This is a genomic window from Methylobacterium oryzihabitans (genome assembly GCF_004004555.2).
GTDB classification, from domain to species: domain Bacteria; phylum Pseudomonadota; class Alphaproteobacteria; order Rhizobiales; family Beijerinckiaceae; genus Methylobacterium; species Methylobacterium oryzihabitans.
Genome location: NZ_SACP01000017.1, coordinates 21,543 through 47,701 on the forward strand (window position 1 = coordinate 21,543; position 26,159 = coordinate 47,701).

The 26,159-nt window shown below is 71.9% G+C and carries 25 protein-coding genes and 1 pseudogene; 15 read left to right on the forward strand and 11 right to left on the reverse strand.

The window, feature by feature from the left end; translation table 11 throughout:
• Positions 1–186: 186 nt before the first annotated feature.
• From metW to EOE48_RS17420, 3 genes are all read right to left on the reverse strand, one after another.
• Positions 187–858: a methionine biosynthesis protein MetW gene (gene metW / locus EOE48_RS17410; protein WP_127731433.1), complete on the reverse strand. Its 672-nt coding sequence runs from the start codon at positions 856–858 to the stop codon at positions 187–189.
• A complete protein-coding gene (gene metX, locus EOE48_RS17415) occupies positions 855–2,027 on the reverse strand; it encodes a homoserine O-acetyltransferase MetX (protein ID WP_127731435.1) in 1,173 nt (390 codons plus the stop codon). Before metX ends, metW begins: the two co-directional genes overlap by 4 nt.
• A 173-nt stretch (positions 2,028–2,200) precedes the next feature.
• Positions 2,201–2,566, reverse strand: coding sequence for a hypothetical protein (locus EOE48_RS17420; RefSeq protein WP_127731437.1), 366 nt, complete (start codon positions 2,564–2,566; stop codon positions 2,201–2,203).
• Positions 2,567–2,657: 91 nt separating this feature from the next.
• On the opposite strand from EOE48_RS17420, the gene EOE48_RS17425 reads away from it, so the two are divergent.
• The 5 genes from EOE48_RS17425 (at position 2,658) to EOE48_RS17445 (ending at position 5,686) form a co-directional block, all read left to right on the forward strand.
• Entirely contained in the window at positions 2,658–2,855 is a 198-nt protein-coding gene (locus EOE48_RS17425) for a hypothetical protein (protein ID WP_127731439.1), read from the forward strand.
• Between the two features lie 128 nt (positions 2,856–2,983).
• A complete protein-coding gene (locus EOE48_RS17430) occupies positions 2,984–3,820 on the forward strand; it encodes a chorismate mutase (protein WP_127731441.1) in 837 nt (278 codons plus the stop codon).
• A gap of 17 nt (positions 3,821–3,837) precedes the next feature.
• On the forward strand, positions 3,838–4,515 hold the full coding sequence (locus EOE48_RS17435) for an energy-coupling factor ABC transporter ATP-binding protein (RefSeq protein ID WP_127731443.1): 678 nt from the start codon (positions 3,838–3,840) through the stop codon (positions 4,513–4,515).
• Positions 4,512–5,135, forward strand: coding sequence for a CbiQ family ECF transporter T component (locus EOE48_RS17440; protein WP_127731445.1), 624 nt, complete (start codon positions 4,512–4,514; stop codon positions 5,133–5,135). The genes EOE48_RS17435 and EOE48_RS17440 overlap by 4 nt, the downstream gene beginning before the upstream one ends.
• On the forward strand, positions 5,132–5,686 hold the full coding sequence (locus tag EOE48_RS17445) for a biotin transporter BioY (protein WP_127731447.1): 555 nt from the start codon (positions 5,132–5,134) through the stop codon (positions 5,684–5,686). The genes EOE48_RS17440 and EOE48_RS17445 overlap by 4 nt, the downstream gene beginning before the upstream one ends.
• A gap of 4 nt (positions 5,687–5,690) precedes the next feature.
• On the opposite strand, the gene murJ is transcribed toward EOE48_RS17445, so the two are convergent.
• The 3 genes from murJ to EOE48_RS17460 all read right to left on the reverse strand — a co-directional run bounded on the left by murJ (position 5,691) and on the right by EOE48_RS17460 (position 9,329).
• On the reverse strand, positions 5,691–7,220 hold the full coding sequence (gene murJ / locus EOE48_RS17450; RefSeq protein WP_127731449.1) for a murein biosynthesis integral membrane protein MurJ: 1,530 nt from the start codon (positions 7,218–7,220) through the stop codon (positions 5,691–5,693).
• 210 nt (positions 7,221–7,430) lie between these two features.
• Complete coding sequence (locus EOE48_RS17455) at positions 7,431–7,838, reverse strand: VOC family protein (RefSeq protein WP_127731451.1); 408 nt, start codon at positions 7,836–7,838, stop codon at positions 7,431–7,433.
• Between the two features lie 471 nt (positions 7,839–8,309).
• Positions 8,310–9,329: a glycosyltransferase family 2 protein gene (locus EOE48_RS17460; RefSeq protein WP_127731453.1), complete on the reverse strand. Its 1,020-nt coding sequence runs from the start codon at positions 9,327–9,329 to the stop codon at positions 8,310–8,312.
• Positions 9,330–9,417: 88 nt separating this feature from the next.
• Between EOE48_RS17460 and EOE48_RS17465 the strand changes: the two genes are divergently transcribed.
• On the forward strand, positions 9,418–10,263 hold the full coding sequence (locus tag EOE48_RS17465; protein WP_127731455.1) for a ChbG/HpnK family deacetylase: 846 nt from the start codon (positions 9,418–9,420) through the stop codon (positions 10,261–10,263).
• 47 nt (positions 10,264–10,310) lie between these two features.
• Here EOE48_RS17465 and EOE48_RS17470 read toward each other — a convergent pair whose 3' ends face one another.
• Entirely contained in the window at positions 10,311–10,910 is a 600-nt protein-coding gene (locus EOE48_RS17470; protein ID WP_048429540.1) for a superoxide dismutase, read from the reverse strand.
• A 261-nt stretch (positions 10,911–11,171) separates the two neighbouring features.
• Positions 11,172–12,446, reverse strand: a complete 1,275-nt coding sequence (gene tyrS / locus EOE48_RS17475) for a tyrosine--tRNA ligase (protein WP_127731457.1) — start codon at positions 12,444–12,446, stop codon at positions 11,172–11,174.
• A gap of 127 nt (positions 12,447–12,573) precedes the next feature.
• Here tyrS and EOE48_RS17480 point away from each other — a divergent pair, with 127 nt between their 5' ends.
• Positions 12,574–13,701 carry an anhydro-N-acetylmuramic acid kinase gene (locus EOE48_RS17480; RefSeq protein WP_127731459.1) on the forward strand — a complete coding sequence of 376 codons (1,128 nt, stop codon included), beginning with the start codon at positions 12,574–12,576 and terminating at the stop codon, positions 13,699–13,701.
• A 31-nt stretch (positions 13,702–13,732) separates the two neighbouring features.
• Here the strand turns inward: EOE48_RS17480 and EOE48_RS17485 are convergent, their stop codons facing one another.
• Complete coding sequence (locus EOE48_RS17485) at positions 13,733–15,394, reverse strand: methyl-accepting chemotaxis protein (protein WP_127731461.1); 1,662 nt, start codon at positions 15,392–15,394, stop codon at positions 13,733–13,735.
• Positions 15,395–15,908: 514 nt separating this feature from the next.
• A pseudogene (locus tag EOE48_RS29950) lies at positions 15,909–16,439 on the reverse strand (cytochrome-c peroxidase); the annotation flags it as partial.
• 346 nt (positions 16,440–16,785) lie between these two features.
• Between EOE48_RS29950 and EOE48_RS17495 the strand changes: the two are divergent.
• The 6 genes from EOE48_RS17495 to hrcA all read left to right on the forward strand — a co-directional run bounded on the left by EOE48_RS17495 (position 16,786) and on the right by hrcA (position 23,829).
• Positions 16,786–18,387 carry an ABC transporter substrate-binding protein gene (locus EOE48_RS17495; protein WP_127731463.1) on the forward strand — a complete coding sequence of 534 codons (1,602 nt, stop codon included), beginning with the start codon at positions 16,786–16,788 and terminating at the stop codon, positions 18,385–18,387.
• Between the two features lie 283 nt (positions 18,388–18,670).
• Positions 18,671–19,624: an ABC transporter permease gene (locus EOE48_RS17500; RefSeq protein ID WP_127731465.1), complete on the forward strand. Its 954-nt coding sequence runs from the start codon at positions 18,671–18,673 to the stop codon at positions 19,622–19,624.
• Positions 19,625–19,630: 6 nt separating this feature from the next.
• The gene (locus tag EOE48_RS17505) at positions 19,631–20,557 is read left to right on the forward strand and encodes an ABC transporter permease (protein ID WP_127731467.1); all 927 of its coding nucleotides are present in this window, start codon (positions 19,631–19,633) and stop codon (positions 20,555–20,557) included.
• On the forward strand, positions 20,554–21,591 hold the full coding sequence (locus tag EOE48_RS17510) for an ABC transporter ATP-binding protein (protein WP_127731469.1): 1,038 nt from the start codon (positions 20,554–20,556) through the stop codon (positions 21,589–21,591). The genes EOE48_RS17505 and EOE48_RS17510 overlap by 4 nt, the downstream gene beginning before the upstream one ends.
• A 2-nt stretch (positions 21,592–21,593) precedes the next feature.
• Positions 21,594–22,601 carry an ABC transporter ATP-binding protein gene (locus EOE48_RS17515; RefSeq protein WP_127731471.1) on the forward strand — a complete coding sequence of 336 codons (1,008 nt, stop codon included), beginning with the start codon at positions 21,594–21,596 and terminating at the stop codon, positions 22,599–22,601.
• 124 nt (positions 22,602–22,725) lie between these two features.
• The gene (hrcA, locus tag EOE48_RS17520) at positions 22,726–23,829 is read left to right on the forward strand and encodes a heat-inducible transcriptional repressor HrcA (protein ID WP_127731473.1); all 1,104 of its coding nucleotides are present in this window, start codon (positions 22,726–22,728) and stop codon (positions 23,827–23,829) included.
• Between the two features lie 20 nt (positions 23,830–23,849).
• Here the strand turns inward: hrcA and EOE48_RS17525 are convergent, their stop codons facing one another.
• Positions 23,850–24,485, reverse strand: a complete 636-nt coding sequence (locus EOE48_RS17525) for an NAD(P)-dependent oxidoreductase (RefSeq protein ID WP_127731475.1) — start codon at positions 24,483–24,485, stop codon at positions 23,850–23,852.
• Positions 24,486–24,628: 143 nt separating this feature from the next.
• Between EOE48_RS17525 and EOE48_RS17530 the strand changes: the two genes are divergently transcribed.
• Together EOE48_RS17530 and EOE48_RS17535 are read left to right on the forward strand one after the other, a co-directional pair.
• Positions 24,629–25,240, forward strand: coding sequence for an SOUL family heme-binding protein (locus EOE48_RS17530; RefSeq protein WP_127731477.1), 612 nt, complete (start codon positions 24,629–24,631; stop codon positions 25,238–25,240).
• Between the two features lie 207 nt (positions 25,241–25,447).
• Positions 25,448–26,152: a L,D-transpeptidase gene (locus tag EOE48_RS17535; protein WP_127731479.1), complete on the forward strand. Its 705-nt coding sequence runs from the start codon at positions 25,448–25,450 to the stop codon at positions 26,150–26,152.
• The last annotated feature ends 7 nt before the right edge of the window (positions 26,153–26,159 follow it).

The following is a 26,159-nucleotide window of genomic DNA, read 5'->3' on the forward strand; positions in this document are numbered from 1 at the left end:
TCCGCTCCCGATGTCCGTAACCCCCGCGGGGGGCTGGTGGATCCGGCCGGCGCTATGGAGCGGCCGGCGACGGGTGTCATCCATCGGACGTGGGAGGAGGCGGCGCGGTGCGGGCGCGCACGCCGATCCGGGCCGGCCGGGCGGGCGGTGCGGTCCGGCGTGCGCCGGCGCACCGGCGGCGCAGACCTACCGGCCCGAGCCCCGCCGCAGCAGGAACACGCCCTGCGCGCCGGCGAGGTTCCAGGCCCACCACGGCAGCGAGAACCGCATCGGGTGGCCGCTCGCGTCGAGCGCCGTGGCCTTCTCGATCCTGGCCCCGACCAGCCGGCACAGGCCGACGAAGTCGCGGATCGTGCAGTGGTGGATGTTGGGCGTCTCGTACCAGGTGTCGGGCAGGTACTCGGTCACCGGCATCCGGCCGCGCAGCAGCAACTCGGTGCGGATGCGCCAGTGGCCGAAATTCGGGAACGACACGATGGCGCGCCGGCCGATGCGCAGGAGGTGCTCCAGCACCACCTTCGGGTGGCGCGTCGCCTGGATCGTCTGGGACAGGATGACGTAGTCGAAGGCGTCGTCCGGATAGGCGGCGAGGTCGGTGTCGGCGTCGCCCTGGATCACCGACAGGCCGTGGGCGAGGCAGGCGTTGACGCCCTCGCGCGACAATTCGATGCCGCGGCCGCTGACCCCGCGCCGGTCGCGCAGCAGCGCCAGCAGCGAGCCGTCGCCGCAGCCGACGTCGAGCACCCGGGCGCCGGGCTCGACGAGGCCGAGCACCACGAGGTGGTCGATGCGGCCCTGGCCGAGGCCGGGCTCCTGCGGCAGGTCGGCCGGGGCGACGGTGGCGTCGACGGCGCTCACAGGCCGCGCTCCCGGGCGGCGGCGGCGATGAAGCCGCGGGCGGCCGAGACCATCGCCGGCTCGTCGAGCAGGAAGGCGTCGTGGCCCTTGTCGCTCTCGATCTCCACGAAGGCGACCGGGGCCGCGGTGGCGTTGAGCGCGTGGACGACGGCGCGCGATTCGGCGGTCGGAAACAGCCAGTCGGAGGTGAACGAGATCACGCAGAACCGCGTCCGGGTGCCCCGGAAGGCGTTGGCGAGCACGCCGCCATGGTCGGCCGCGAGGTCGAAGTAGTCCATCGCCCGGGTGAGATAGAGGTAGGCGTTGGCGTCGAACCGCTCGACGAAGGTGCTGCCCTGGTGGCGCAGGTAGCTCTCGATCTGGAAGTCGGCATCGAACGAGAAGGTGCGCTCGTCGCGGTTCTGGAGCCTGCGGCCGAACTTGCGGTGCAGCGCCATCTCCGAGAGGTAGGTGACGTGGGCGCCCATGCGGGCGACGGCGAGCCCCTTGGCCGGGCGCGTGCCGGCCTCGAGGTAGCGCCCGCCGTGCCAGTCGGGATCGGCCATCACCGCCTGCCGGCCGACCTCGTGGAAGGCGATGTTCTGCGCCGAGTGGCGCGGGCCGGTGGCGATCGGCATCGCGGCGAAGACCCGGTCGGGAAAGCTCGCCGCCCATTGCAGCACCTGCATGCCGCCCATGGAGCCGCCGATACACAGGAACAGGTCGGGGATGCCGAGGCGGTCGAGCAGCCGCCCTTGCGCCCGCACCATGTCGCGGATGGTGACGAGCGGGAAGTCGAGCCCGTAGGCGCGGCCGGTCTCCGGGTTGGCCGAGGCCGGTCCCGTGGTGCCCATGCACGAGCCGAGCACGTTGGCGCAGATCACGAAGTAGCGGTCGGTGTCGACCGGCAGGCCCGGCCCGACGAGGCTCTCCCACCAGCCCGGCTTGCCGGTGACGGGATGGCGGTGGGCGAAGTGCTGGTCGCCGGTCAGCGCGTGGCAGATCAGCACCGCGTTGCTGCGCGCGGCGTTGAGCGTGCCCGCGGTCTGGTAGGCGATCTGCCAGGGCGCCAGCGCCCCGCCGGCATCCATCGGCAGCGGCTCGTCGGGTCCGAACAGCGCGACCGGGCTCGCCGGCTCGACCGCCTGCGGCGTGACGTCCTGGCCGGGTTTCAGCAGCAAGGTGGCCATGAGCTTGAACGGATCCCCGCCCTGTCCGCCCGGGGGCGGCTCCGCAGTTCCGACGCTGCGACGTTCTTCAGACCGGACCGGCCGCTAAAGCAGCCGAAAAATCCGCTTGATCGGACGAGGGAGGTAGGCCGATCCCCGACGGGGGTCAAGCCGGGGCGGAGCGGCGGGGGGCGTCAGGCCCGCTTCTGGTGCGCGTCGCCATTTGGGGGATACGCAGGACCGGCCCCGGCCGGACGCTCGCCGACCTGAATGACGATCACGACGCCCAGTTCGCTGATCGCGGCCAGGACGGTGTTGTCGATCGTCAGGTGACCTTCGGCCCGCGCCGTCTGTCCATCGACCAGGGCCGTGACGACACGGTGCGTCTCGGTCAGGTCGAGGCCGAACCGCCGGAGAGCGCGGGCGAGGGTGACCGGCTCAGGGATCTCCCGGATCGCGCGAAGCTCGACGACGGCGCGGATACCGGAAGGGCTTGGGCGGTCGCCCGGGATTTCGACCGGTCGTCCGAGACGCTCCCTCAACGGAGAGGCTGTCGACATCGCAGGTCTCCAGAATCTTGCGGCCGAGGCAGTTGAGGCCCTCGCGTCCGAGGACGCCCGGTGACAGTCCTTCGATATGGGCGGTTGTGACATGCAGCGCCCGCCCATGGAACTCGACCCTGGCCAGGATCTCCAACCGACCGGCTGGCGTGATGATGCGAGCCAGGACGATATCGCCGTGGACCTCATCGATCTCGATCGTGAACTGGCTCGTCGTCCACATCCGATCGTCGTCCAACCGCCTGAACTGACCGCGGCCTGCCGAGCCGATCCGGCCAAGCCAGGGTAGCCCGCACGGTCGCCGACCACCCCGAACGGGGAGGCGCCGCATACGGAGGGCGATCGGTTGGTGCTGACTTTCCGCCGCCTCGCGGCGTATGACACCCGCCACCCGTGTCCCCAACGCCCCGGCCGCCGATGACCGCCCCACCGCCGACCCCCGACCTCGCCAGCCTGCGGGCGGAGATCGACCGCATCGACGCCGCGATGCACGACCTGCTGATGGAGCGCGGGCGGATCATCGACCGGCTGATCGCGGTGAAGAAGACCTCGGCCTCGGGCTCGGCCTTCCGCCCCGGCCGCGAGGCGTCGATGATGCGGATGATCGCCGAGCGCCATGCCGGCATCCTGCCGCTCGACACTGTCGAGGGGATCTGGCGGGTCATCATCGCGACCTTCACCTACGTCCAGGCGCCGTTCGCGGTCCATGCCGACATCTCGGGCGGCGACCCGCCGATGCGGGACTCGGCCCGGTTCCACTTCGGCTTCACGGTGCCGTACCGGCCGCATCCGAGCGCCGCGGCGGTGATCGCGGCGGTCGCGGCCTCCCGCGGCGACCTCGGCATCTTCCGCCTCGACCAGGGCGTCACCGCCGGGCCGTGGTGGGAGAGCCTGTCGGGCGAGGGCCGCCCGAAGGTCATCGCCCGGCTGCCCTTCATCGAGCGGCCCGGCCATCCGGCCGGCACGCCGGTCTTCGTCGTCGCCCGCCCCCTCGACGACCCGAGCGCGGCCCAGCGCGACTGGGTGCTGTACGCCGCCCGGTTCGAGCGCTGGCACGACGGCGCCCGCGCCGTCCTGGCCGAGGCCGGGGCCGAGGTGGTGGCGAGCGCCGGCGCCGGCGGCGGCCTGAGCCAGCTCGTCGCCGTGCCGGGCAGCGTCGCGCCGGCGGTTTTTCGCGATGACCTCGCCCGCGCCGGGGCGCCGGCCGCCGCCCTCGACGAGATCGGCAGCCACGCCGCCCGCTTCCGGGTCTGACGGCGCGCCGGTCCGCCATGGCGATCGTCCTCGAGGCGGTGAGCGCGTCCCGCGCCGGGCGTCCGGTCCTGCACGGGCTCGGCGCCGAGATCCCGCAGCGCCGCGTCGGCATCGTCGGCCCCAACGGCTCGGGCAAGAGCAGCCTCGCCCGGCTGCTCAACGGGCTGCTGCTGCCGGATTCCGGCCGGGTCCGGGTCTGCGGCCTCGACACCCGCACCCAGACCCGGGCGGTGCGCCGGCGGGTCGGTTTCGTGTTCCAGAATCCCGACGACCAGATCGTGTTTCCGGTGGTCGCCGAGGACCTCGCCTTCGGGCCGCGCAACCTCGGCCTGCCGAAGGCCGAGGCCGCCCGGCGGGCCGCCGCGGTGCTCGACCGGTTCGGCCTCGCCCACCTCGCCGAGCGGCCGAGCCACGGCCTCAGCGGCGGCGAGAAGCAGCTCGTGGCGTTGTGCGCCGTGCTGGTGATGGAGCCCGACCTCGTGGTGTTCGACGAGCCGACGACGCTCCTCGACCTGCGCCAGCGCAACCGGGTGCGCGCCGCCATCGCGGGCCTCGCCCAGGCCGCGGTGGTGGTCACCCACGACCTCGACCTGATCGCGGATTTCGACCGGGTGCTGGTGGTCGACGAGGGCCGGATCGTCGCCGACGACGCCCCGGCCCCGGCCCTGCGCTGGTACGTGGACCGGCTGTCGTGACGCCCTCGCTCTACCGGCCCGGCACCTCGCGCCTGCACCGGGCGCCGGCCGGGCTCAAGCTCGCCGCGCTCGCCGCCGCGGGCATCGCGCTGGTGCTGACGGGTTCGCTGCCGGTCCTCGCGGGGGCGGCCCTCGCCGGGGCCGGGCTGGTGCGGGCGACCGGCGCGCCGCTGCGCGCCCTGCGCCCCCAGGTCACCGGGCTGGCCTGGGTGCTCGGCGTCGTGGTCGCGGCGACCGCTGTCCTCGACGGGCCGCATCAGGCCGCGGCGGCGGGTCTGCGCCTCCTCGCCCTGGTCCTGGCGGCGCTCGCCGTCACGCTGACCACGCGGGCGAGCGACCTGCTCGACGCCCTGGAGCGGGCGCTGGCGCCGCTGGAGCGCCGCGGCTGGCTGCGCGCCGACCGGGTCGGCCTCGCGGTGGCGCTGGTGCTGCGCTTCGTGCCCGAGATCGCCGGGCAGGCCGCGGCCTTGCGCGAGGCCCAGGCCGCGCGGGGCCTGCGCGCCAACCCCGTCACGCTGATCGTGCCGCTGATCGTGCGCACGCTGATCCGGGCCGACGCCGTGGCGGAGGCGATCGAGGCCCGTTCCTACCCGCCGGAGAAGGACACAACGCCCCGATGACGACCCGAGACCTCGTGCTGTCCGCGCTGTTCGCCGCCCTGATCGTGGCGCTGGGGCTGATCCCCGCGATCCCGGTCGGGGCGCTGCCGGTGCCGATCACCCCGCAATCCCTCGGGGTGATGCTGGCCGGGCTGATCCTCGGCCCGGTGCGGGGCGGCCTCGCGGTCGCGCTCGTCGTGCTGCTGGTGGTGCTCGGCCTGCCGGTGCTGTCGGGCGGGCGCGGCGGCTTCGGCGTCGTGGTCGGGCCGACCGGCGGATTCCTGCTCGGCTGGTTCCTCGGCGCGGTCGTCACCGGCGCGCTGGTCCGGCGTTTCGCCCCCGGCCCCTGGGGCTGGCGCGAGACCGCCTTCGCGGTCCTGGCCTGCCTCCTCGGCGGGATCGGCGCGGTCTACGCCCTCGGCATCCCGTGGCTCGCCGCGGTCACCGGCATGGGCCTGTCGAAGGCGGCGCTCGGGAGTGCGGTGTTCGTCCCGGGCGACGTGGTGAAGGCGGTGGTCGCCGCGCTGATCGCCCGTGGCGTGCGCCGGGCCTACCCGATCGACCTGCGATGACCGGCTACACCCGCCGCAGCCGCACCCCGAACAGCCGCAGCGCCAGGAGCAGCGTCGCCCCATAGGCGACGACGCCGATGATCCCGAGGGCGGCCAGGATCGCGAGTTCGCGGAAGCGCGGCAGCGCCGGCATCAGCCGCTCCAGGAGCGGCAGGCCGCCGAGGGTCCCGGCGGCGAGCACCGCGCAGGCGGCGAGCACCCCGCCCGCCGTGACCACGAGGGTGCGGCTCGGCGCGGTCCAGCCCCGGCGCCGGGCGAGCACGAACAGCGCCAGCACGTTGACCCAGGTGCCGGCCGCCGTCGCCAGCGCGAGGCCGACGACGCCGAAGGGTCCGGTCAGCACGACCTTCAGCGCGACGTTGACCGCGACGGCCCCGAGGGAGGCCATGACCGGCGTGCGCGAATCCTGGCGGGCGTAGAAGCTCGCCACCATGCTGCGGATCAGCACGGCGGCCGGCAGCGCCAGCCCGTAGGCGGCGAGCACCGCCCCGGCCCGCGCCGCGGCCTCGGCGTCGAAGGCGCCGCGCTGGAACAAGGCGGTCATGGTCAGCTCCGGCACCAGCAGGAACGCCACCGCGAACGGCGCCGACAGGGCGAGCGAGAAGCCGATGGCGCGGTTCTGCGCCGCGTGGGCGCCCGCGACGTCGCCGCCGGCGATGCGACGGCTCATCTCCGGCAGCAGGACCGTGCCGGCGGCGATGCCGATGACCCCGAACGGCAACTGGTACAGCCGATCAGCGTACCACAGCGACGACACCGCCCCGGTCGGCAGGAACGACGCCAGGATGGTGTCGGCGAACATCGCGATCTGCACCCCGGCCGAGCCGATCACCGCCGGGCCGAGCATGCGGAAGAACCGCACCATGCCGGCGTCGCGCAGGGTCGGGCGGCGCAGGCGGGGCCCGAGGCCGGCGCGGTGGGCGTCGGCCCAGACCAGCCCGAACTGCAGCACGCCCGAGACCGCCACGCCCCAGGCCGCCGCGTAGGCGGCGTTCGGGAACAGGAACGCCAGCGCGAAGGCGGCGAGCAGCGACAGGTTGAGCAGCACCGGCGCCGCCGCGGCGGCGGCGAAGCGGCGCCGGGCGTTGAGCACGCCCGAGAGCAGCGTCACCAGGGTGATGAACAGCAGGTACGGAAAGGTGATGCGGGTCAGCGCCACCGCGAGCGCGAATTGTTCGGGCTCGTCGGCGAAGCCCGGGGCGAGCGCCCGCACGATCCACGGCATCAGCGGCAGGGCGAGGGCGAGGAGCGCCACCTGCACCAGCAGCATCAGCGTGAAGGCGCGGTCGGCGAAGGCGCGCGCCGCCTGGGTATCCCCGGAGCCGTCGAGCCCGGCATAGGTCGGCACGAAGGCGACGTTGAACGCGCCCTCGCCGAAGATCGCCCGGAAGTGGTTGGGCAGGCGGAAGGCGACAACGAAAGCGTCGGCCACCGGCCCCGCCCCGAGCACCGCCGCCATCACGACGTCGCGGAAGAACCCGGTGACCCGGGAGACGAGGGTCCAGCCGCCGACCGAGAGGATGCTGCGAATCATGCGCGGAACCGTTCGGGGTCCGGCGGCGGATTGTCCAGGGTCCAAACCCGACCGGCCTGACGGTCCGGCGGCTGTTCAGGGTGGAAACCGACCTGTCCGGTTCCGGTACGGCTGCGCAGACAACCGCCCTCGGGCCGTGCGGCGAGCGGTCCCCGAACGACCAGGAGAACCGGACGGGCCGGCGGACGGCTCCACCGGCCGGGATCGAGGCTATTGCTGGTGACCTCGATACGCTTCCGCGGGATGGACCGGGGTCGACGTCGTCACCTCGATGAAGTAGCCGCCTTTGGCCCGGAAGTAGAAGCACCACGCACCATGCGCGTTGTGCGCCGCCGGGATCTCCCAGCCGTCCGCCGTCAGACGGGCATGCAGGGCGTCGACGGCTTCGCGCGATTCCTGGATGAAGCCGATGTGCAGGACGTCGAGTTCCCTGGGATATTCGAAGCCGTCCAGCTTCTTCTCGAAGCGGTTGACGATCAGCACCAGGCCGTCGTCATCCTGCATGATCGCCATCGTCGTCCCGCGTGCCACGAGCGTATGCAGACCGAAATACCGCTCGAACATCGCACGATCGGCTTCGGTGTCGCGGCTGTAGAGGTTGATGTGGTTCAGCTTCACGGTCGTCCCTTTCCGTTCGAGGAACGGACACGGACCGGCTGCGGCTGACGCGACCACGACCGATCACGAGCGAAGGATTCTGCCTTCGCTGTGTCCGGCCATGGCCAAGAGCGGCATCACCCGCTCAAGCGTGACTGTCTCCGAGGAGACCGCAGGTTGTCACCATACCTGCATCGCTGTCTTTTTAGGCGCTGTATGATGCAGGCGGGGTGTCGGTCGCGTCAAGCTGCTCCTGCCTCCTCTCGGGACGGAACTCCGATCGGCGGCGCGGCGAACGCTCGGGGGGAAGCCGCCGGCGGTCGTGGGCCATCGAGGCCGACAGCATCCCCTCGCACGGTCGAGCTGCCCGGTTATCGACCCTCGGCGGAGGCGCACAGGGCGACTCTGCCTGGATCGTTGCTCTCGCATCGTTCTCGCCGCCGAAACGTTGACCGTTCCGGCACCGGTCGTGAACCGCCGGCAGAACGCCGCTCAGATGGCGCCGGTGAAGCCCGCGCGTCCGGTGCGCTCCTCGCGCACCGGCCCGGTCCGGCCCAGGGCGGCGGGACCGACGCGGTCGGCGACGACGTAGAGCGGGCGGCGCTTCACCTCGGCGAAGATGCGGCCGATGTACTCGCCGATGATGCCGAGCGACATCAGCTGCACGCCGGAGAAGAACATCACCGAGACGATCAGCGAGGCGTAGCCCGGCACGTCGGGGCCGCGCAGCAGGGTCTCGGCGATGAAGTACACCGCCATGGCGAGCGCCAGGGTCGCGACCGCGCCGCCGACATAGGTCCAGACCCGCAGCGGCACGGTCGAGAACGAGGTCATGCCGTCGAAGGCGAAGCGAAACAGCTTGCGGAAGCTCCATTTCGAGCTGCCGTGGGCGCGCTCCTCGACGGTGTAGGGCACGCCGACCGAGCGGAACCCGATCCAGGAATACAGGCCCTTGGAGAAGCGGGCGCGTTCGGGCAGCGAGCGCAGCACCTCGACGCCCTTGCGGTCGATGAGCCGGAAGTCGCCGGCGCCCTCGGGCAGCGGCATCTCGCCGAAGCGGGCGAACAGGCGATAGAACAGGTGGGCGAAGCCGCGGCGCATCGCGGTCTCGTCGTCGCGGTCGCGGCGCTGGGCGTAGACCATCACGTTGCCCTCGCGCCAGTGCGCCACGAAGGTCTCGATCAGCTCCGGCGGGTGCTGGAGGTCGGAATCCATGATGACCACCGCGTCGCCGCGGGCGTGGTCGAGCCCGGCCGCGATGGCGATCTCCTTGCCGAAGTTGCGGCTGAACGAGACCGCCCCGACCCGCGGCTCGCGGGCGTGGTGGCCGGCGATCGCCGCCAGCGTCGCGTCGGCGCTGCCGTCGTCGACGAACACCACCTCGTAGGATTCGGTGATGCGCTCCAGCACCGGCAGCAGCCGGTCGAGGAGCGGGCCGATATTGGCGCTCTCGTTGTAGACCGGTAGGACGACGCTGAGGCCGACCGGACCGGCGGGTCTGAACAGCTCCACCTGCTGTCCCTCGTCTGACGGCCGGCACGGTGCCGGCGCGTAAATCAGGAGCCGGTTTCGCCCGGCGGTACAAGCGGGGATCTAGGCCATGTCACCTGAACGGCGCCCGATCGTGCTGTGCGCCGACGATTTCGGCCTCGGCGACGGCGTCAACCGCGGCATCCTGCGGCTGGCGCGCGCCGGGCGCCTGTCGGCGACCGGATCGATGACCAACCTGCCGGGCTTCCGCCGCGGCGCCCCGGCGCTCAAGGAACTCGCCGGCACGGTCGGGCTCGGGCTGCACCTGACGCTCACCGCGGGCGCACCGCTCGGGCCGATGCCGCGCCTCGCGCCGGACGGCCGGCTGCCGTCCCTGGGGCGGCTGATGGCGCTGTCGCTGTCGGGGCGGCTCGACCGGGCCGAGATCCTGGCCGAGATCGCGCGCCAGTGCGACGCCTTCACGGCGGCGGTCGGCCGCCCGCCGGACTTCGTCGACGGCCACCAGCACGTCCACGTCCTGCCGGGCATCCGCGGCGCGCTGCTCGCGGTGCTAGCCGAGCGCCGGTTGTCGGGGCGGATCTGGCTGCGCGACCCGTCCGACCGGCCCGGCGTGCTGCTCGCCCGGCCGTCGGCGCCGAAGGCCGCCCTCGTGGCCGGGCTGGCGGCCGGCTTCGCCGCCGCGGCGGCGCGGGCGGGGTTTCCGACCAACCGGGGCTTTTCGGGCTTTTCGGATTTCGCCCCCGGCGGGAGCGTCCCCGACGCCTTCGAGCGCGCCTTCGCCCGGCCCGGGCCGGCGCCGGTGGTGATGTGCCACCCGGGCGAGGTCGACGACGAGGTACGGGCGCTCGATCCGGTGGTGGAGAGCCGGCCGCTCGAACTCGCCTATCTCGCCTCGCCGCGCTTTCCCGAGTTCCTGGCGCGGGAGCGGTTCAGGCTGGTGGCGCGACCCTTCTGAGCCCTCCCCCCGCAGCGGGGGGAGGGTTCGGCTGCGTGAGACGCCGATCAGGCGATCGCCTCGCCGTACATCTTCTCGACGTGCTCCCAGTTCACGAGGTTCTCGATGAACGCCTTGAGATAGTCGGGACGGCGGTTGCGGTAGTCGATGTAGTAGGAGTGCTCCCACACGTCGACGCCGAGGATCGGCTTGGCGCCGTGGACGAGGGGGTTCTCGCCGTTCGGGGTCTTCATGATCTCGAGCTTGCCGTTCTTCACCGCGAGCCAGGCCCAGCCGGAGCCGAACTGCGACACGCCGGCTTGGATGAAGTCGGCCTTGAACTTGTCGGTGCCGCCGAGATCCTCGGCGATCTTCTTCTCCAGCGCACCCGGGATGGCGCCGCCGCCGTTCGGCTTCATCCACTGCCAGAAGTGGATGTGGTTGTAGTGCTGGCCGGCGTTGTTGAAGAGGGGCTGGTTCTGGCCGTAGGAGGCCTTGACCACCTCCTCGACGCTCTTGCCCGCCAGTTCCGAGCCCTCCAGCAGCTTGTTGCCGGTGTCGACATACGCCTTGTGGTGCTTGTCGTGGTGGAACTCCAGCGTCTCCTTGGACATGTAGGGCTGGAGCGCGTCGTAGGCGTAGGGCAGTTCGGGCAGGGTGAAGGCCATCGGGACTCTCCAGTCTTGGGGCTCGTCAGTCTTGGGGCTCGTCCGCGCGACGTCGGTCGCGCGGCGGCGCAGGACCCGCGCGTTAGGTAGGCCGGGCGTGACCGTCCGGCAACGGCGGCCGCGGGGATGATCCCCGCCGATCCGGCCGGACACCTGTCCGAGGGAGGACGCCGTCCCCCGTCGGGGCCGGCGGGGGGCCGGACCACGGCCCGCGACGGTCCCGCCGGCGCCTCCGGTCGCGCGTCGCAGCCAGGCCCCGATTCACACCGCCCGCAGCAGCACGTGCCGCTTGCGGCCGAAGGACAGCTTCACCACGCCCTCCGGGGTGAGGTCGGACAGGCCGATCACCGCCTTCTCGTCGCTGACCGCGGCGTCGTTGACCTTCAGGCCGCCGGCCCGGATCTCGCGCCGGGCGGCGCTGGTCGAGGGCACCAGGGCGGCGTGGTCGGGCCCGAAGGCGGCGAGCACGCCGAGGCCGACCTCGAAGGCGGCGCGCGCCACCTCGACGCTCGGCAGCGTCTCGGCCAGCGCGCCCTCCTCGAAGGTGCGCCGGGCGGTTTCGGCGGCGGCCTCGGCCGCCTCGCGGCCGTGCATCAGCGCCGTCGCCTCGGTCGCCAGCACCTTCTTGGCCTCGTTGATCTCGGCCCCCCCGAGCCCTTCCAGCCGGGCGACCTCGTCGAGCGGCAGCAGGGTGAACAGCTTGAGGAACCGGCCGACATCGGCGTCCTCGGTGTTGCGCCAGAACTGCCAGTACTCGTAGGGCGAGCGCATCCCGGCATCGAGCCAGACCGCGCCGCCGGCGGTCTTGCCCATCTTGGCGCCGGACGCCGTGGTCATCAGCGGGCAGGTCAGGGCGTAGAGCTGCGGCGTGCCGAGCCGGCGGCCGAGGTCGATGCCGTTGACGATGTTGCCCCACTGGTCGGAGCCGCCCATCTGCAGCGTCACGCCGTAGCGCCGGTTCAGCTCGGTGAAGTCGTAGGATTGCAGGATCATGTAGTTGAATTCCAGGAACGACAGCTCCTGGTCGCGCTCCAGCCGCATCCGCACGCTGTCCATCGTCAGCATGCGGTTGATCGAGAAGTGCCGCCCGACGTCGCGCAGCATCTCGATGTAGTTGAGCTTGGTCAGCCACTCGGCGTTGTCGGCCATGATCGCGTCCTGCGGGCCGTCGCCGAAGCGCAGGAAGCGGTCGAAGGTCTTCTTGATCCCCTGCTTGTTCTCCTCGATCTGCTCGATCGTGAGGATCTTGCGGCTCTCGTCGCGGCCGGAGGGGTCGCCGACCCGCGTGGTGCCGCCGCCCATCAGCGCCACCGGCCGCCCGCCGGTCGCCTGGAGCCAGTGCAGCATCATGATGGAGAGCAGGTGCCCGATATGCAGCGAGGCCGCGGTGCAGTCGTAGCCGACATAGGCCGTCAGGCGGCCCTCGCGGGCGGCGGCGTCGACGCCCTCGTAATCCGAGCACTGGTGCAGGTAGCCGCGCTCGGACAGGATCCTCAGGAAGTCGGAACGCGGCGTGAAGTCGAGGGGCGCGGCCATGGGTCTGGTTCGGTCTCCCGCGGCGGAGGGGCGCCGAGGCGACAGGCCCCGGGCCGACATGCTAGCTCCGCATGGACGATGGGCCGGCTCATAGCAGCGCCGGCCCGGAAAGGCACGGGGGCGGCGGATGGTGCGGGCGATCGGACTGATGAGCGGCACCTCCCTCGACGGGGTCGACGTGGCGCTGATCGAGACCGACGGCGAGTCGATCCGGGTGGTCCAGGGCCATAACGGCTTCCTCGAACCCCTCGGCCCGACCGGCTACCGGGCCTATTCCGACGACGACCGGGACCTGCTGCGCCGGGCGCTGTCCGACGCCGAGGCGATCACCGCCCGCGACGAGCGCCCGGGCTGCCTGCCGGCGGCGGAGGACCTCGTCACGCGCCTGCACGCCGAGGCGGTCGAGGCGTTCCTCGCCGAGAACGGCCTGACGCCCGGCGACGTCGACGTGATCGGCTTCCACGGCCAGACCGTCGTCCACCGCCCCGACCAGAAGATGAGCGTGCAGATCGGCGACGGCGCCGCGCTCGCCCGCCGCCTCGGCATCCCGGTGGTGTCGGACCTGCGCCTCGCCGACATCGAGGCCGGCGGCCAGGGCGCGCCGCTGGTGCCGGTGTTCCACCGGGCGCTCGCCCGGGCCTCCGGCTTCACCGAGAGCCTCGGCATCCTCAACATCGGCGGCGTCGCCAACGCGACCTTGATCGGGTCGAACGGCGACCTCCTCGCCTTCGACACCGGGCCGGGCAACGCGCTGATCGACGACTGGATGCGCGAGCGCACCGGCCGGCCCCTCGATGACGGCGGCCGCACCGCCGCCCGCGGCCGGCCCGACGAGGCGCTGCTGGCGTGGCTGCTGATCCATCCGTTCTTCGCCCGCCGGCCGCCGAAGTCCCTCGACCGCAACTGGTTCTCGCACAAGCTCGCCGGCCAGCTCTCGACCGAGGACGGGGCCGCCACCCTGACCGCCTTCACCGCCCGGGCGGTCGCCCGCGCCCTCGACCACGTCGCCGAGCCGCCCGCCCGCTGGATCGTCGCCGGCGGCGGCGCCCGCAACGGCGAGTTGCTGCGCCAGCTCCACTACCACCTGCGCTGCGAGATCACGACCGCCGACGCCATCGGCTGGTCGGCGGCCTATCTCGAGGCCCAGGCCTTCGCCCATCTGGCGGTCCGCGCGATGCAGGGCCTGCCGATCACCTTCCCGCGCACCACCGGGGTCGGCCGCGAAATGACCGGCGGGGTCCTGGCGCGGCCGTGACGGACCGAACCGGCGTCGTCCGGCGCCGGGCTCACGCCGCCCGGACGCCGACGAGGAACTGCTCCACCTCGCCGCGCAGGGCACCGGACCGATCGGCCAGGGCGGCCGCGGCGGTCGCGACCGCCTGCGCGGTGTCTCCAGCCCCCGTCGCGGAGCGGGCGACCGCCGCGATGTTGGCGCTCACCGCATCGGTGCCGGTCGAGGCCTCGCTCATGCCGCGCGCGATCTCCTGCGTGGTCGCGCTCTGCTCCTGGACCGCCGCGGCGATGCCCGTCGTCACGGCGTTCATCGACTGGATCTCGCCGGCGATCGCCTGAATGGCCTGCCCGGCCTCGACCGTCGCCGCCCGGATCGCGTCGATCTGCCGGCCGATCTCCCCGGTCGCCCGCGTCGTCTGAGAGGCGAGTTCCTTGACCTCGGCGGCGACGACCGCGAAGCCGCGCCCCGATTCATCGGCCCGCGCCGCCTCGATCGTCGCGTTCAGCGCCAGCAGGTTGGTCTGGCCGGCGATCGAGGACACGATCTCGACGACGCCGCCGATCCGCGTCGCCGCGTCGCCGAGCGCCGCGACGATCTCCTCGGTGCGGGCGGCGGTGCGCACGGCCGAGTCCGACATCCGGCTCGCCTGCTCGACCTGCCGCCCGATCTCGCCGACGGTCGCGTTGATCTCCTCGGCCGCGGCGGCCACGGCATTGACGTTGGCGCTGGTCTGCTGCGCCGCATCCGCCGCCGAGGCCGAGCGCCGGGCGGTTCCCGCCACGGCCGAGCGCATCGACGCCGCGTGGCCCTGGAGCCCGTCGACGGCCTGTGCGACCTCGGCGACGATCAGGCCGACGGTCTGCTCGAACCGGCCGGCGAGGTCGCGCAGCATCGCCTGGCGCGCCTCCTGCTCGCGACGGCGCGCGGCCTGCGTCTCCTCGATCTGGCGCGCGGCCTCGGTCTGCGACCGGTCCCGCACCGCCACGACCGCGCGGGCGATGTCGCCGATCTCGTCGCGCCGCTGGGCCGCCGGGAGCTGCACGCCGGTATCGCCCCGGGCGAGCCGGGCCGTGTCGTCGGTCAGCCGGACCAGCGGCTTCGCCAGGGTTCCGGCGAGCCACCATGCCGTGGCCGACCCGAGCAGCACCACCGCCGCGGCGAGGCCGAGCATCACCCCGATCCTCCGCTCGGTCGCGCTGCGCATCGCCTGCATCTGGATCCGCGCATCCTCCGCCGCGCGCGCCACGATCTCGTCGAAGCGCTGCTGCACGTTCCGGCTCTGCCGCGCCATCCGCTCCTGGGTCGGGACCTCCCGCGCGCTCCCGATCCCGAGCAGCACCTCGGCATCGCCGCGCCACCGGCGCGCCTCGGCCTCGGCCCGCTGCGCCAGGCTCCGCATCGGATCCGACAAGGCCGCCGCGTTCAGGCGCCCGAGCAGGACCATCAGCCCGTCGTTCGATCGCGTGAAGCGCGCACGGACCGGCGCCAGATCGGCGAGATCGGTCATTGCGGTGACGTGCGCGACCATCTCCTCGGCCTGCCGGAAATGGTCGCGCGCGGCGCGGCCGGACTCGTTCGCCTCGGCCGCCCGCTCGGCCACCGTCGCGACGTCGTCGAGTGCCTCGAAGCTGGCGAGCCCGGTGGCACCCGCCAGCAGGCCGGCCAGGATCAGGAAGCCGAGAAGCGGAAGCAGGAGCTTGTAGCGGATCGACATGCTGGGACCTTCTCGCGAGACCTTCCGTGGCCCGGTTCAGTTCGGGAGGTTGGGCAGGGCGGTACGGGTCTGTTCGGCCGTCAGCGACTGCAGGAAGGCGATGAGGTCGGACCGCTCCTCGGCAGCGGGGGTCGAGCGGCCGCATCAGCGGCGACTTCGACGGCCGGGGCAGGCCGCCGGTCTCGTAGAAGGCGACGATGGCCGCGAGATCGGAGAACTGGCCGGCATGGCCGAAGGGAGCCCGGTAGGTCAGGTTGCGCAGGCCCGGCGTCTTGAACGCATGCTGCGCGAGCGGATTGTCGGGCTCGAAGGTGGCGCGGCCGGGATCGGCGGTCGCGATCCCGAGGTCGTGGAACTTGTTGTCGGTGAAGTTCCATCCGGTGTGGCAGCCCGCGCACCCGGCCTTGCCGTTGAACAGGACGAAGCCCCGCTTGGCCGCCGCCGGAATCGCCGCCTCGTCGCCGTCGATCCAGCGGTCGAAGGGAGCGGATCCGGCCACCACCGTCCGCTCGTAGGTCGCGATCGCCCTGAGGATCGTGTCCGTCGTGACGCCCTCCTGCGGGAAGATCGCCTCGAAGGCGGTCCTGTAGGCCGGCACGCCGCTCAACCGGGCCACGATCTGCGGGAACGTGGCGTCCATCTCGGCCTCGGCGGTGATCGGGCCCATCGCCTGCATCTCGAGAGTCGGCGCCCGCCCGTCCCAGAACAGGGTCGGGATCCAGGCCGCGTTCAGGACGGTGGGAGCCTTGCGCCCCAGGGGCGTGTTGGTCGCGCCGATCGCCCCGGCGACCGGAACCTCGAAGCCGAAGGACGGATTGTGGCAGCTGGCGCAGCTGAGGTTCTGCTTACCGCTCAGGCGCGGATCGAAGAACAGCATCTTTCCGAGCGTCGCCAGTTGCGGCGAGTAGGGCGCCTCCGCGGGGAACGGGATCGTATCCGGCCGCCTGTACTGCGCCTTGAGGCTCTCGCTCCCGCCGGCCGCCACGCCGGACAAGGCAATCAGGATCCCGGCTGACGTAAGGGCAGTCCTCCCGAAATCCAGCATACCGAACTCCTAACCTCTGAAAAGTCTGCATGCAGCGAGGACTAATTGGGGAGTTCTAAGGAAATTTTAAGCGCTTGTCCCCGTTTCAAGACATGAAACGCTGCGTCGTGCATGAACGGGGTTGTCGGACCCGCGTGCCGGCAAGCAGGGACGGACGGGCCAATGCGCGATCCGGCGGCAGCGATGCCAACCTGCTTCCGGATCTGCCTGCAGAATAGGCGGGTGCCGGCCGGTCGTCGCCGTGCCGTCACGAATTCAGTCGTAAGATACTGTCGAAAAAAGCGAAATCGTGATGGCAAGCCTCTTGCGAACGGTGTTCCTGAAACCACGAACGAGGCTGTCGTCGATGCGCAAGGTTCACCGCGGCCCCCTGTTGGGGCTCGCCCTCGCCCTGGTCCTGTCCGCCCCGGCGGTCGCGCAGGGCGTGCTCCGCATCGGTATGACGGCGTCGGACATCCCGCTCACCACCGGCCAGCCGGACAACGGCGGCGAGGGGATGCGATTCATGGGCTTCACGGCCTACGACGCGCTCATCAACTGGGACCTCAGCAGCGCCGACAAGGCCTCGGAGCTGATTCCGGGCCTCGCCGCCTCGTGGAAGACCGACGACGCCGACAAGACCAAGTGGATCTTCACCCTGCGCCCGGACGTCAAGTTCCATGACGGCTCCGCCTTCAACGCCGACGCGGTGGTGTGGAACCTCGACAAGCTGCTCAAGACCGACAGCCCGCAATACGATCCGCGCCAGTCGGCGCAGGGGCGCATCCGCATCCCGGGCGTCACCGGCTACAAGGCCCTCGACCCGATGACGGTCGAGATCACCACCAAGACCCCGGACGCGACCTTCCCCTACCAGATCGCCTGGATCATGATGTCGTCTCCCGCCAACTGGGAGAAGCTCGGCAAGAACTGGGACGCGGTCGCCAAGGCGCCCTCCGGCACCGGGCCGTGGAAGCTGACCGGATTCGTGCCGCGCGAGCGGGCCGAGCTCGTGCCCAACAAGGAGTACTGGGACAAGAACCGGGTGCCCAAGCTCGACCGGCTCGTGCTGGTGCCGCTGCCCGAGGCCAATGCCCGCGTCGCCGCCCTGCGCTCGGGGCAGGTCGACTGGATCGAGGCGCCGGCCCCCGACGCGGTGCCGTCGCTCAAGGCCGCCGGGCTCGTCATCGTCACCAACCTCTACCCGCACAACTGGACCTGGCACCTGTCGCGGGCCGAGGGCTCGCCCTGGAACGACATCCGGGTGCGCAAGGCGGCCAACCTCGCGGTCGACCGCGAGGGGCTGAAGGAGTTCCTCGGCGGCCTCGCGACGCCGGCCCAGGGCTTCATGACCCCGGGCCATCCGTGGTTCGGCAAGCCGACCTTCAAGCTCGGCTACGACCCGGCGGCAGCCAAGAAGCTTCTGAAGGAGGCCGGCTATGGCCCCGACAAGCCGATCAAGACCAAGGTGCTGATCTCGGCCTCGGGCTCGGGCCAGATGCAGCCGCTGCCGATGAACGAGTTCCTGCAGCAGAACCTCGCCGAGGTCGGCATCAACGTCGAGTTCGAGGTCACCGAGTGGAACACGCTCATCAACATCTGGCGCGCCGGCGCCAAGGCCGATTCCGCCCGCGGCGGCACGGCGATGAACTACTCCTACCTGATCCAGGATCCGTTCACCGCCTTCATCCGTCACGCCCAGTGCAACCTCGCGCCGCCGAACGGCACCAACTGGGGCTATTACTGCGACCCTGAGATGGACAAGCTGTTCGATGCGGTCCGCACCACCTTCGACCCGAAGGAGCAACTGACGGTGCTGCAGAAGGTCCACGAGAAGTTCGTGGACGACGCGCTGTTCCTGATGGTCACCCACGACGTCAACCCGCGGGCGATGAGCCCGAAGGTGAAGGGCTTCGTCCAGGCCCAGAGCTGGTACCAGGACCTGACGCCGATCACGATGGCGAAGTAGCGCCGACGATCGTCGCTGCGGCCGACGCGATCATGACCCTCCCCCCTCTGCGGGGGAGGGTGCCCGGCGGATGCCGGGCGGGCCGGGACGATCGTCCCGCAAGAGGGGAACGCGACGGTGCCGGAGGTGGCGCCTATCAGAAAGGCTCCGACCTTTCCGGAAGCGTGGTTCCCCTCTCGGCGGGACGTCGTCCCGCTGCGCTCACTCCGTTCGCCACCCTCCCCCGCAGAGAGGGGAGGGTTCGGACCGCGCAAGTTCCGCGTCCCGCAACCGGGCTGATCCCATGATTCTCTTCATCCTCAAGCGCATCGGCTACGCCGCCCCGGTCGCCCTCGGGGTCAGCCTCGTGTGCTTCCTGCTGGTCCACCTCGCCCCGGGCGATCCGCTGAGCGCGATCCTGCCGGTCGACGCCACCGCCGAGATGCAGGCGCAGATGCGCGCCGCCTACGGCTTCGACAAGCCGCTGCCGGTCCAGTACGGGATCTGGCTCTGGAAGGTGCTGCACGGCGACCTCGGCAACTCGATCGCCACCGGACGGCCGGTGCTGGCCGAGGTGTCGCGGGCGGTCGGCAACAGCCTGATCCTCGCCGCCTCGGCGACCCTGATCGGCTTCACCTTCGGCACCTTCTTCGGCTTCGTCGCCGGCTACGCCCGCGATTCCTGGCTCGACCGGGTCGCCTCGGCGGTCGCGGTGTTCGGGGTCAGCGTGCCGCATTACTGGCTCGGCATCGTGCTGGTCATCATCTTCTCGGCCAATCTCGGCTGGCTGCCGCCGACCGGGGCCGGGCCGCAGGGCTCGGGCAACTGGTGGCCCGATCTCGAGCACCTGCGCTACCTCGTGCTGCCGGCGGTCACGATGTCGGTGATCCCGATGGGCGTGATCTCCCGCACCGTGCGGGCACTGGTCGGCGACATCCTGCACCAGGACTTCGTCCAGGCGCTCCGGGCCAAGGGCCTGTCCGAGTTCGGCGTGTTCCGCCACGTGGTCAAGAACGCGGCGCCCACCGCCATCGCCATCATGGGCCTGCAGCTCGGCTACCTGCTCGGCGGCTCGATCCTGGTCGAGACGGTGTTCGCGTGGCCGGGCACCGGCTTCCTGCTCAACGCGGCGATCTTCCAGCGCGACCTGCCCCTGCTCCAGGGGACGATCCTCGTGCTGGCGATGTTCTTCGTCACCCTCAACCTCCTGGTCGACGTGGTGCAGACCGCCCTCGACCCCCGCATCGAGAGGGCCTGAGCCGCCATGACGACGACCCTCACGCCGGTCGAGGCCACCGCCAGCGCTCCCCTGCCGCCGGTGGACCTCGCCGAGGCGGCACCGGTCCAGGCCGGGCGCGGCTACTGGGGCAGCGTCCTGTCGCGCCTCGCCCGCGATCCCGTCGCGATGGGGGCGGGGATCGTGATCCTGTGCATCGTGCTGGCGGCGATCTTCGCGCCGCTGATCGCCCCGATGGACCCGTTCAAGGGCTCGATGGTGCGCCGCCTGCGCCATGTCGGCGACGCGACCTACTGGCTCGGCTCGGACGAGCTCGGACGCGACATGCTGAGCCGCCTGCTCTACGCCGGCCGGCTGTCGCTGTTCATGGGCGTGCTGCCGGTCATCATCGCGTTCTTCATCGGCTCGGGGCTCGGCATCCTGGCGGGCTATGCCGGCGGCTGGGTCAACACCCTCATCATGCGGGTGGTCGACGTGTTCTTCGCCTTCCCGTCGGTGCTGCTCGCCATCGCGCTGTCGGGCGCGCTGGGCGCCGGCATCCTCAACGCCATCGTGTCGCTCACCGTCGTGTTCGTGCCGCAGATCACCCGCGTCGCCGAGAGCGTCACGGTGCAGATCCGCGGCCGCGACTACGTCGAGGCGGCCCGGGTCTCGGGCGCCCACCCGGTCACGGTGGTGCGGGTGCAGGTGCTCGGCAACGTGCTCGGCCCGGTCTTCGTCTACTCGACCAGCCTGATCTCGGTCTCGATGATCCTGGCCTCGGGCCTGTCCTTCCTCGGCCTCGGGGTGAAGCCGCCGGAGCCGGAATGGGGCCTGATGCTCAACACCCTGCGCACCGCGATCTACGTCAATCCGCTGGTCGCGGCCCTGCCCGGGGTGATGATCTTCCTCACCTCGATCTCGTTCAACCTTTTGTCCGACGGCCTGCGCTCGGCGATGGAGGTGCGGCAATGACCCTCGATCCCCGCGACCGCGGCGGCCCGGCCCAGCCCCTGCTCAGCGTCTCCGGCCTCGTCAAGCATTTCGGCGGCAAGGGCGGCCTGCTCGGCCGCGGCCCGGTGGTGCGCGCCGTCGACGGCGTCGACTTCGCCATCGCCAAGGGCGAGACCCTCGGCGTCGTCGGCGAGTCGGGCTGCGGCAAGTCCACCACCGCCCGCCTGCTGATGCAGATCAACCGGCCGGATGCCGGCGACATCGTGTTCGACGGCGAGAAGCTCGGCACCCGGGCCCTCGACCTGAAGACCTACCGCCGGCAGGTGCAGATGGTCTTCCAGGATTCCTACGCCTCGCTGAATCCGCGCCTGACCATCGAGGAGACGGTGGCGTTCGGCCCGAAGGCGCACGGCCTGTCGGCGGGGGCGGCGCTGGCGCGGGCCCACGACCTCCTGCGCCGGGTCGGGCTGGAGCCGCGCCGCTTCGGCGGCCGCTACCCGCACGAGGTCTCGGGCGGCCAGCGCCAGCGGGTCAACATCGCCCGGGCGCTCGCCCTGGAGCCCCGCCTGCTGATCCTCGACGAGGCGGTGTCGGCCCTCGACAAGTCGGTCGAGGCGCAGGTGCTCAACCTGCTCGACGACCTCAAGCGCGACTTCGGCCTCACCTACATGTTCATCTCGCACGACCTCAACGTCGTGCGGTTCATGTCCGACCGGGTGATGGTGATGTATCTCGGCAAGATCGCCGAGATCGGCCCGGCCGACGACATCCTCAAGGCGCCGCGCCACCCCTACACCGCGGCTCTGCTCGCCTCGCAGCCCTCGACCGACCCCGCGGCCCGGATCGAGGAGGCGCCGCTCACCGGCGACCCGCCGAACCCGATCAACCCGCCGCCGGGCTGCCGCTTCCACACCCGCTGCCGCTTCGCCGCCGACCTCTGCCGCACCCGCGAGCCGGGGCTCGACCCGGTCGCGCCGTCCCACCTCGCCGCCTGCCACATGGCGGTCGAGGGCTCCGGCCACCCGCAAGCCCCGACCCTGCCGATGGCGGCCTGACCATGAACGCTCCCCTTCGCCATCCCGAGGTGGCCGCCGACGCGGCCCTCGTCCATGTCCGCGGCCTCACGGTCGACTTCCTCGGCGGCCGCAAGCCGGTCCGGGCGGTCGGCGGGGTCGACCTCGACCTCAAGGCCGGCGAGGCGCTGGCGCTGCTGGGCGAATCCGGCTCCGGCAAGAGCGTCACCCTGCGCGCGCTGATGCGGCTCCTGCCCGAGAAGCGCACCCGCATCGGCGGCACCCTGCGCATCGACGGCCAGGACGTGCTGGCCCTGCGGAAAAAAAGCCTCGCGGCGTTCCGCGGCGGCACCGTGGCGATGATCTTCCAGGATCCCGGCCTTGCCCTCGATCCGGTCTACCGGATCGGCGACCAGATCGCCGAGGCGGTGGTGCGCCACGAGGGCGCCTCGCACGCGCAAGGGCGGGCGCGGGCGCTCGAACTGTTCGAGCGGGTGCAGATCCCCTCCGCCGCGCGGCGCCTCGACAACTACCCGCACGAGATGTCCGGCGGCATGCGCCAGCGGGCGATGATCGCGCTGGCGCTGGCCTGCCGGCCCAAGGTGCTGCTCGCCGACGAGCCGACCACGGCGCTCGACGCCACGGTGCAGATCCAGATCCTGCTGCTGCTGCGCGAGCTGCAGCGCGACCTCGGGCTGGCGGTGATCTTCGTCACCCACGACGTCGGCGTGGCGGTGCAGGTCGCCGACCGGGTCGCGGTGATGTATGGCGGCCACCTCGTCGAGGTCGGGTCGAGCGGCGAGGTGATCGGCGCCCCGGCCCATCCCTACACCCGCGGCCTGCTCGCCTCGCGCATCACCCCGGATTCGCCCAAGGGCGTGCGGCTCGTCACGATTCCGGGCTCGCCGCCGGACCTCGCCGACCCGCCGCCGGGCTGCCCGTTCGCGCCCCGCTGCACCCTGGCGGTGCCGGCCTGCGACGACGGCCTGCCCGAGCGGGTCGCCCTCGCCCCGGGCCACGCCGCCCGCTGCATCCGCGTCGGGGCGGCGTGATGCGCCGGCGCGCTCCGGCGGGCTGAGGGCCTCGGTGTTCGTCCGCATCGCCCCACCCTCGGCCCCGCGCTTGCGCGCACGGCCGGCAGCCCCCACACTGGCCTGCCGTCCCGCCGCAGCACCGATGAACAGTCGCGATTTCCCTCCCCTCGTCACCGGCACCGGCCAGGCCCGCGTCGTCGCGGAACTCAACGAGCGCTCCCGCGAGATCTTCCGCCAGATCGTCGAGAGCTACCTCGCCACCGGCGAGCCGGTCGGCTCGCGCAACCTGTCGCGCCTGTTGCCGATGGCGCTGTCGCCGGCCTCGGTCCGCAACGTCATGGTCGACCTGGAACAGGCCGGGCTGATCTTCGCGCCGCACACCAGCGCCGGGCGCCTTCCGACCGAGACCGGCCTGCGCTTCTTCGTCGATGCGATGCTCGAACTCGGCGACGTCGGGCAGGAGGAGCAGGGGCGGATCGAGGCGCAGATGCGCGCCGCCGCCTCGCGCCACACCTTCGAGAGCGCGCTCACCGAAGCCTCGGTGATGCTGTCGGGCATCTCCCGCGGCGCCGGGGTGGTGGTGACGACCAAGCAGACCCTGCATCTGCGCCACATCGAGTTCGTGCGCCTCGACGCCGGCCGGGCCCTGGTGGTGCTGGTCTCCGACGACGGCTCGGTCGAGAACCGCCTCGTCGACCTGCCGCCGGGCCTGCCCGCGGGGGCGCTGCAGGAAGCCTCGAACTTCCTCAACGCCCGCATCAGCGGCCGCACCCTCGGGGCGCTGCGGGCCGAGATCGAGGCCACCCGCGAGGCGATGACCCGCGAGCTCGACGCCCTGACCGAGCGGCTGGTCGATGCCGGCCTCGCCCGCTCGGTCGGCCCGAGCGAGGAGCGCCAGCTCATCGTGCGCGGGCAGGCCAACCTCCTCGACGACTTGCGCGCCGCCGAGGACCTGGAGCGCCTGCGCCTGCTGTTCAGCGACCTCGAGAGCCAGAAGGACGTGATCGACCTCCTGTCCCGGGCCGAGGGCGGCGAGGGGGTGCGGATCTTCATCGGCTCTGAGAACAAGCTCTTTTCGCTCTCCGGCTCCTCGATGATCGCCGCGCCGTTCCGCGACGGCCAGCAGAAGATCGTCGGCGTCGTCGGGGTGATCGGCCCGACCCGGCTCAACTACGCCCGCATCGTCCCGATGGTCGACTTCACCGCCCGGGTGGTGTCGCGGCTGCTGGAGAGCGGGCGCGGCTGACCGGCCGGGCGGGTCCCGGATCAGCCGACCAGCACGACCGCCTGCCCGCGATGGGTCGGGGCGTCGATCTGCCCGACGATGAACTGCGCCACGTCGGCCCGGGAGATCAGGCCGTTCCGCCACGTGGCCGGATCGGCCAGGACCTCGAAGCGCCCGGTCGCCGCCCCGCTGGTCAGGATCCCCGGCCTGACCAGCGTCCAGTCGAGGCTGCTCCGGCGGATGCGCATCTCCTGCGCGTCCTTGTCGTCGTAGGCGCGCCCGAACACGAGGCGGAAGGGCAGGCGCTGGAGCAGGCCGATCGCGTCCCGGCTGTCGCCGGCGCCGAACCCGGTGACGGCGAGGAGGCGCCGGACGCCCGCCCTCTCCATCGCGGGCACCAGCAGGTTGGTCGCGTCCGAGAACAGGGTCACCGGGCCGAGCAGGGTCCTCGCCGGCACCCCGAGGGCCTGCACCGCCACGTCGATCCCGTCGAGGGCGGCGGCGACGTCGCGGCCGTTCAGGGCATCCCCGGCGAAGGGCTCCAGACCGGGATCGGACAGGGCGATGCCCGCGGCCGAGCGGGCGAAGGCCCGCACCCGATGCCCAGCCGCCAGGGCCGCCTTCACGGTTTCCAGGCCGATGCCCTGGCTGGCACCGATGACGAGGACGTGGGCCATGGTCGCTTTCCTGACGGGCGGTCCGCGACACAACCCGATGCGGCGTCCGCGCACCATGCGGTTCCTTGACCGCCCGGCTCTTTTGCGGCGGCGGACGAATCCCGATCTTGCGGGCTCGTCAGCCGAGCATCGGATCGCGGGCCGTGGACACGTTCCTGTACTACCTCGTCACCCTCCTCGAATCGGCGCTGTCGGTCGTCGGCATCCGGGCCACCTACGAGCAGCCGCGCTACGAGGTGGTCGAGCGCCTCGATCGCGGCGTCGAGATCCGGGCCTACGAGGCGCGCGTGGCGGTCGAGACCGATGCCGGCGGCCGGCAGGACGGCGAGGCGTTCGGGCGCCTGTTCCGCTACATCACCGGGGCGAATCGCGGCGGCGACCGCATCGCCATGACGGCGCCGGTCGAGACCGGCGGCCGCCTGATCGCCATGACGGTGCCGGTCGAGCAGGGGACCGGGGGAACGATGCGGTTCTATCTGCCGCGGGCCGTCGCCGAGGCAGGAGCGCCCGCGCCGACCGAAGCCGGTGTCCGGCTGGTCCGCATCCCGCCGGAGCGGCTGGCGGTCCTGCGCTTCTCCGGACGGGCCACGCCCGAGGTCCGGCAGGCGCAGGCCGGGATCCTCGTCCGGGTGATCGAGGGAAGCGGACGACGGCCGGGGGAGCCGGCCTTCTTCATGGGATACGATCCGCCCTTCTCGGTGCCGTTCCTGCGTCGCAACGAGGTCGCGGTCCGGCTTCCACCCCACGGCCCGTGAACCGCGGACCGTCGGGCGCGTCTCCCGACACACCTGTGTCGCCGCTGCCGCAGTCGCGGGCGCATCGCACCTGCGCGTCCGCGGCCGAGGTTGCCAGCCGGATCGGTTCCCGACAATCTCGGGCCGACAGGAACGACGCCTGCCGGTCGGCGCGGTCCCCTTTCGGACCGCGGGCGACAGGGCGGGCGACCCGGGAAGTTCGGTATCATGATGGTCGATGATCGGTATGCCGGCGGACGCAACCAGACCGCGCCGACCGGACGGCGGGCGCGGCTGCTCGACCGCCGGTCGTTCCTGGCCGGGTCGGCCGCCGGCCTCGGTGCCCTCGGGCTCGGCGGCTGCGTGACCTCCGACGGGGTGCTCCTCGCCGAGGCGACCAAGCTCTACGGGCCGGTGCCGGAAGAGAAGTTTCCGATCCCGGCGGTCGACGTCAGCAAGGTCAACCCGAAATACTACCGCCGGACGGTCCGCTACGAGTCCAAGGAGGCGCCCGGCACGATCGTGGTCGATCCCGGCAACTTCTACGTCTACCGCATCGAGGGCGACGGCAACGCGACGCGCTACGGCGCCAATGTCGGCCGCGACGGGTTCCTGTGGAACGGCGACGCCTATGTCGGCCGCAAGTCCGAATGGGCGACCTGGACTCCGCCCAGGGAGATGATCAAGCGCCAGCCCGAGACGGCCAAGTACGCCCGCGGCATGCCGGGCGGCCTCGACAACCCGCTCGGCGCCCGCACGCTGCATCTCTACCGCAACGGCGCCTACACGCTCTACACGATCTACGCCAGCAGTGACCCCGAATCGATCGGCAGCGGCATCACCAGCGGCTGCGTCGGCCTGCTGAGCCAGGACATGATCCACCTGTACTCGCGCACGCCGGTCAAGACGAAGGTGGTGGTGCTGCCGGCGTAGTCCGCTC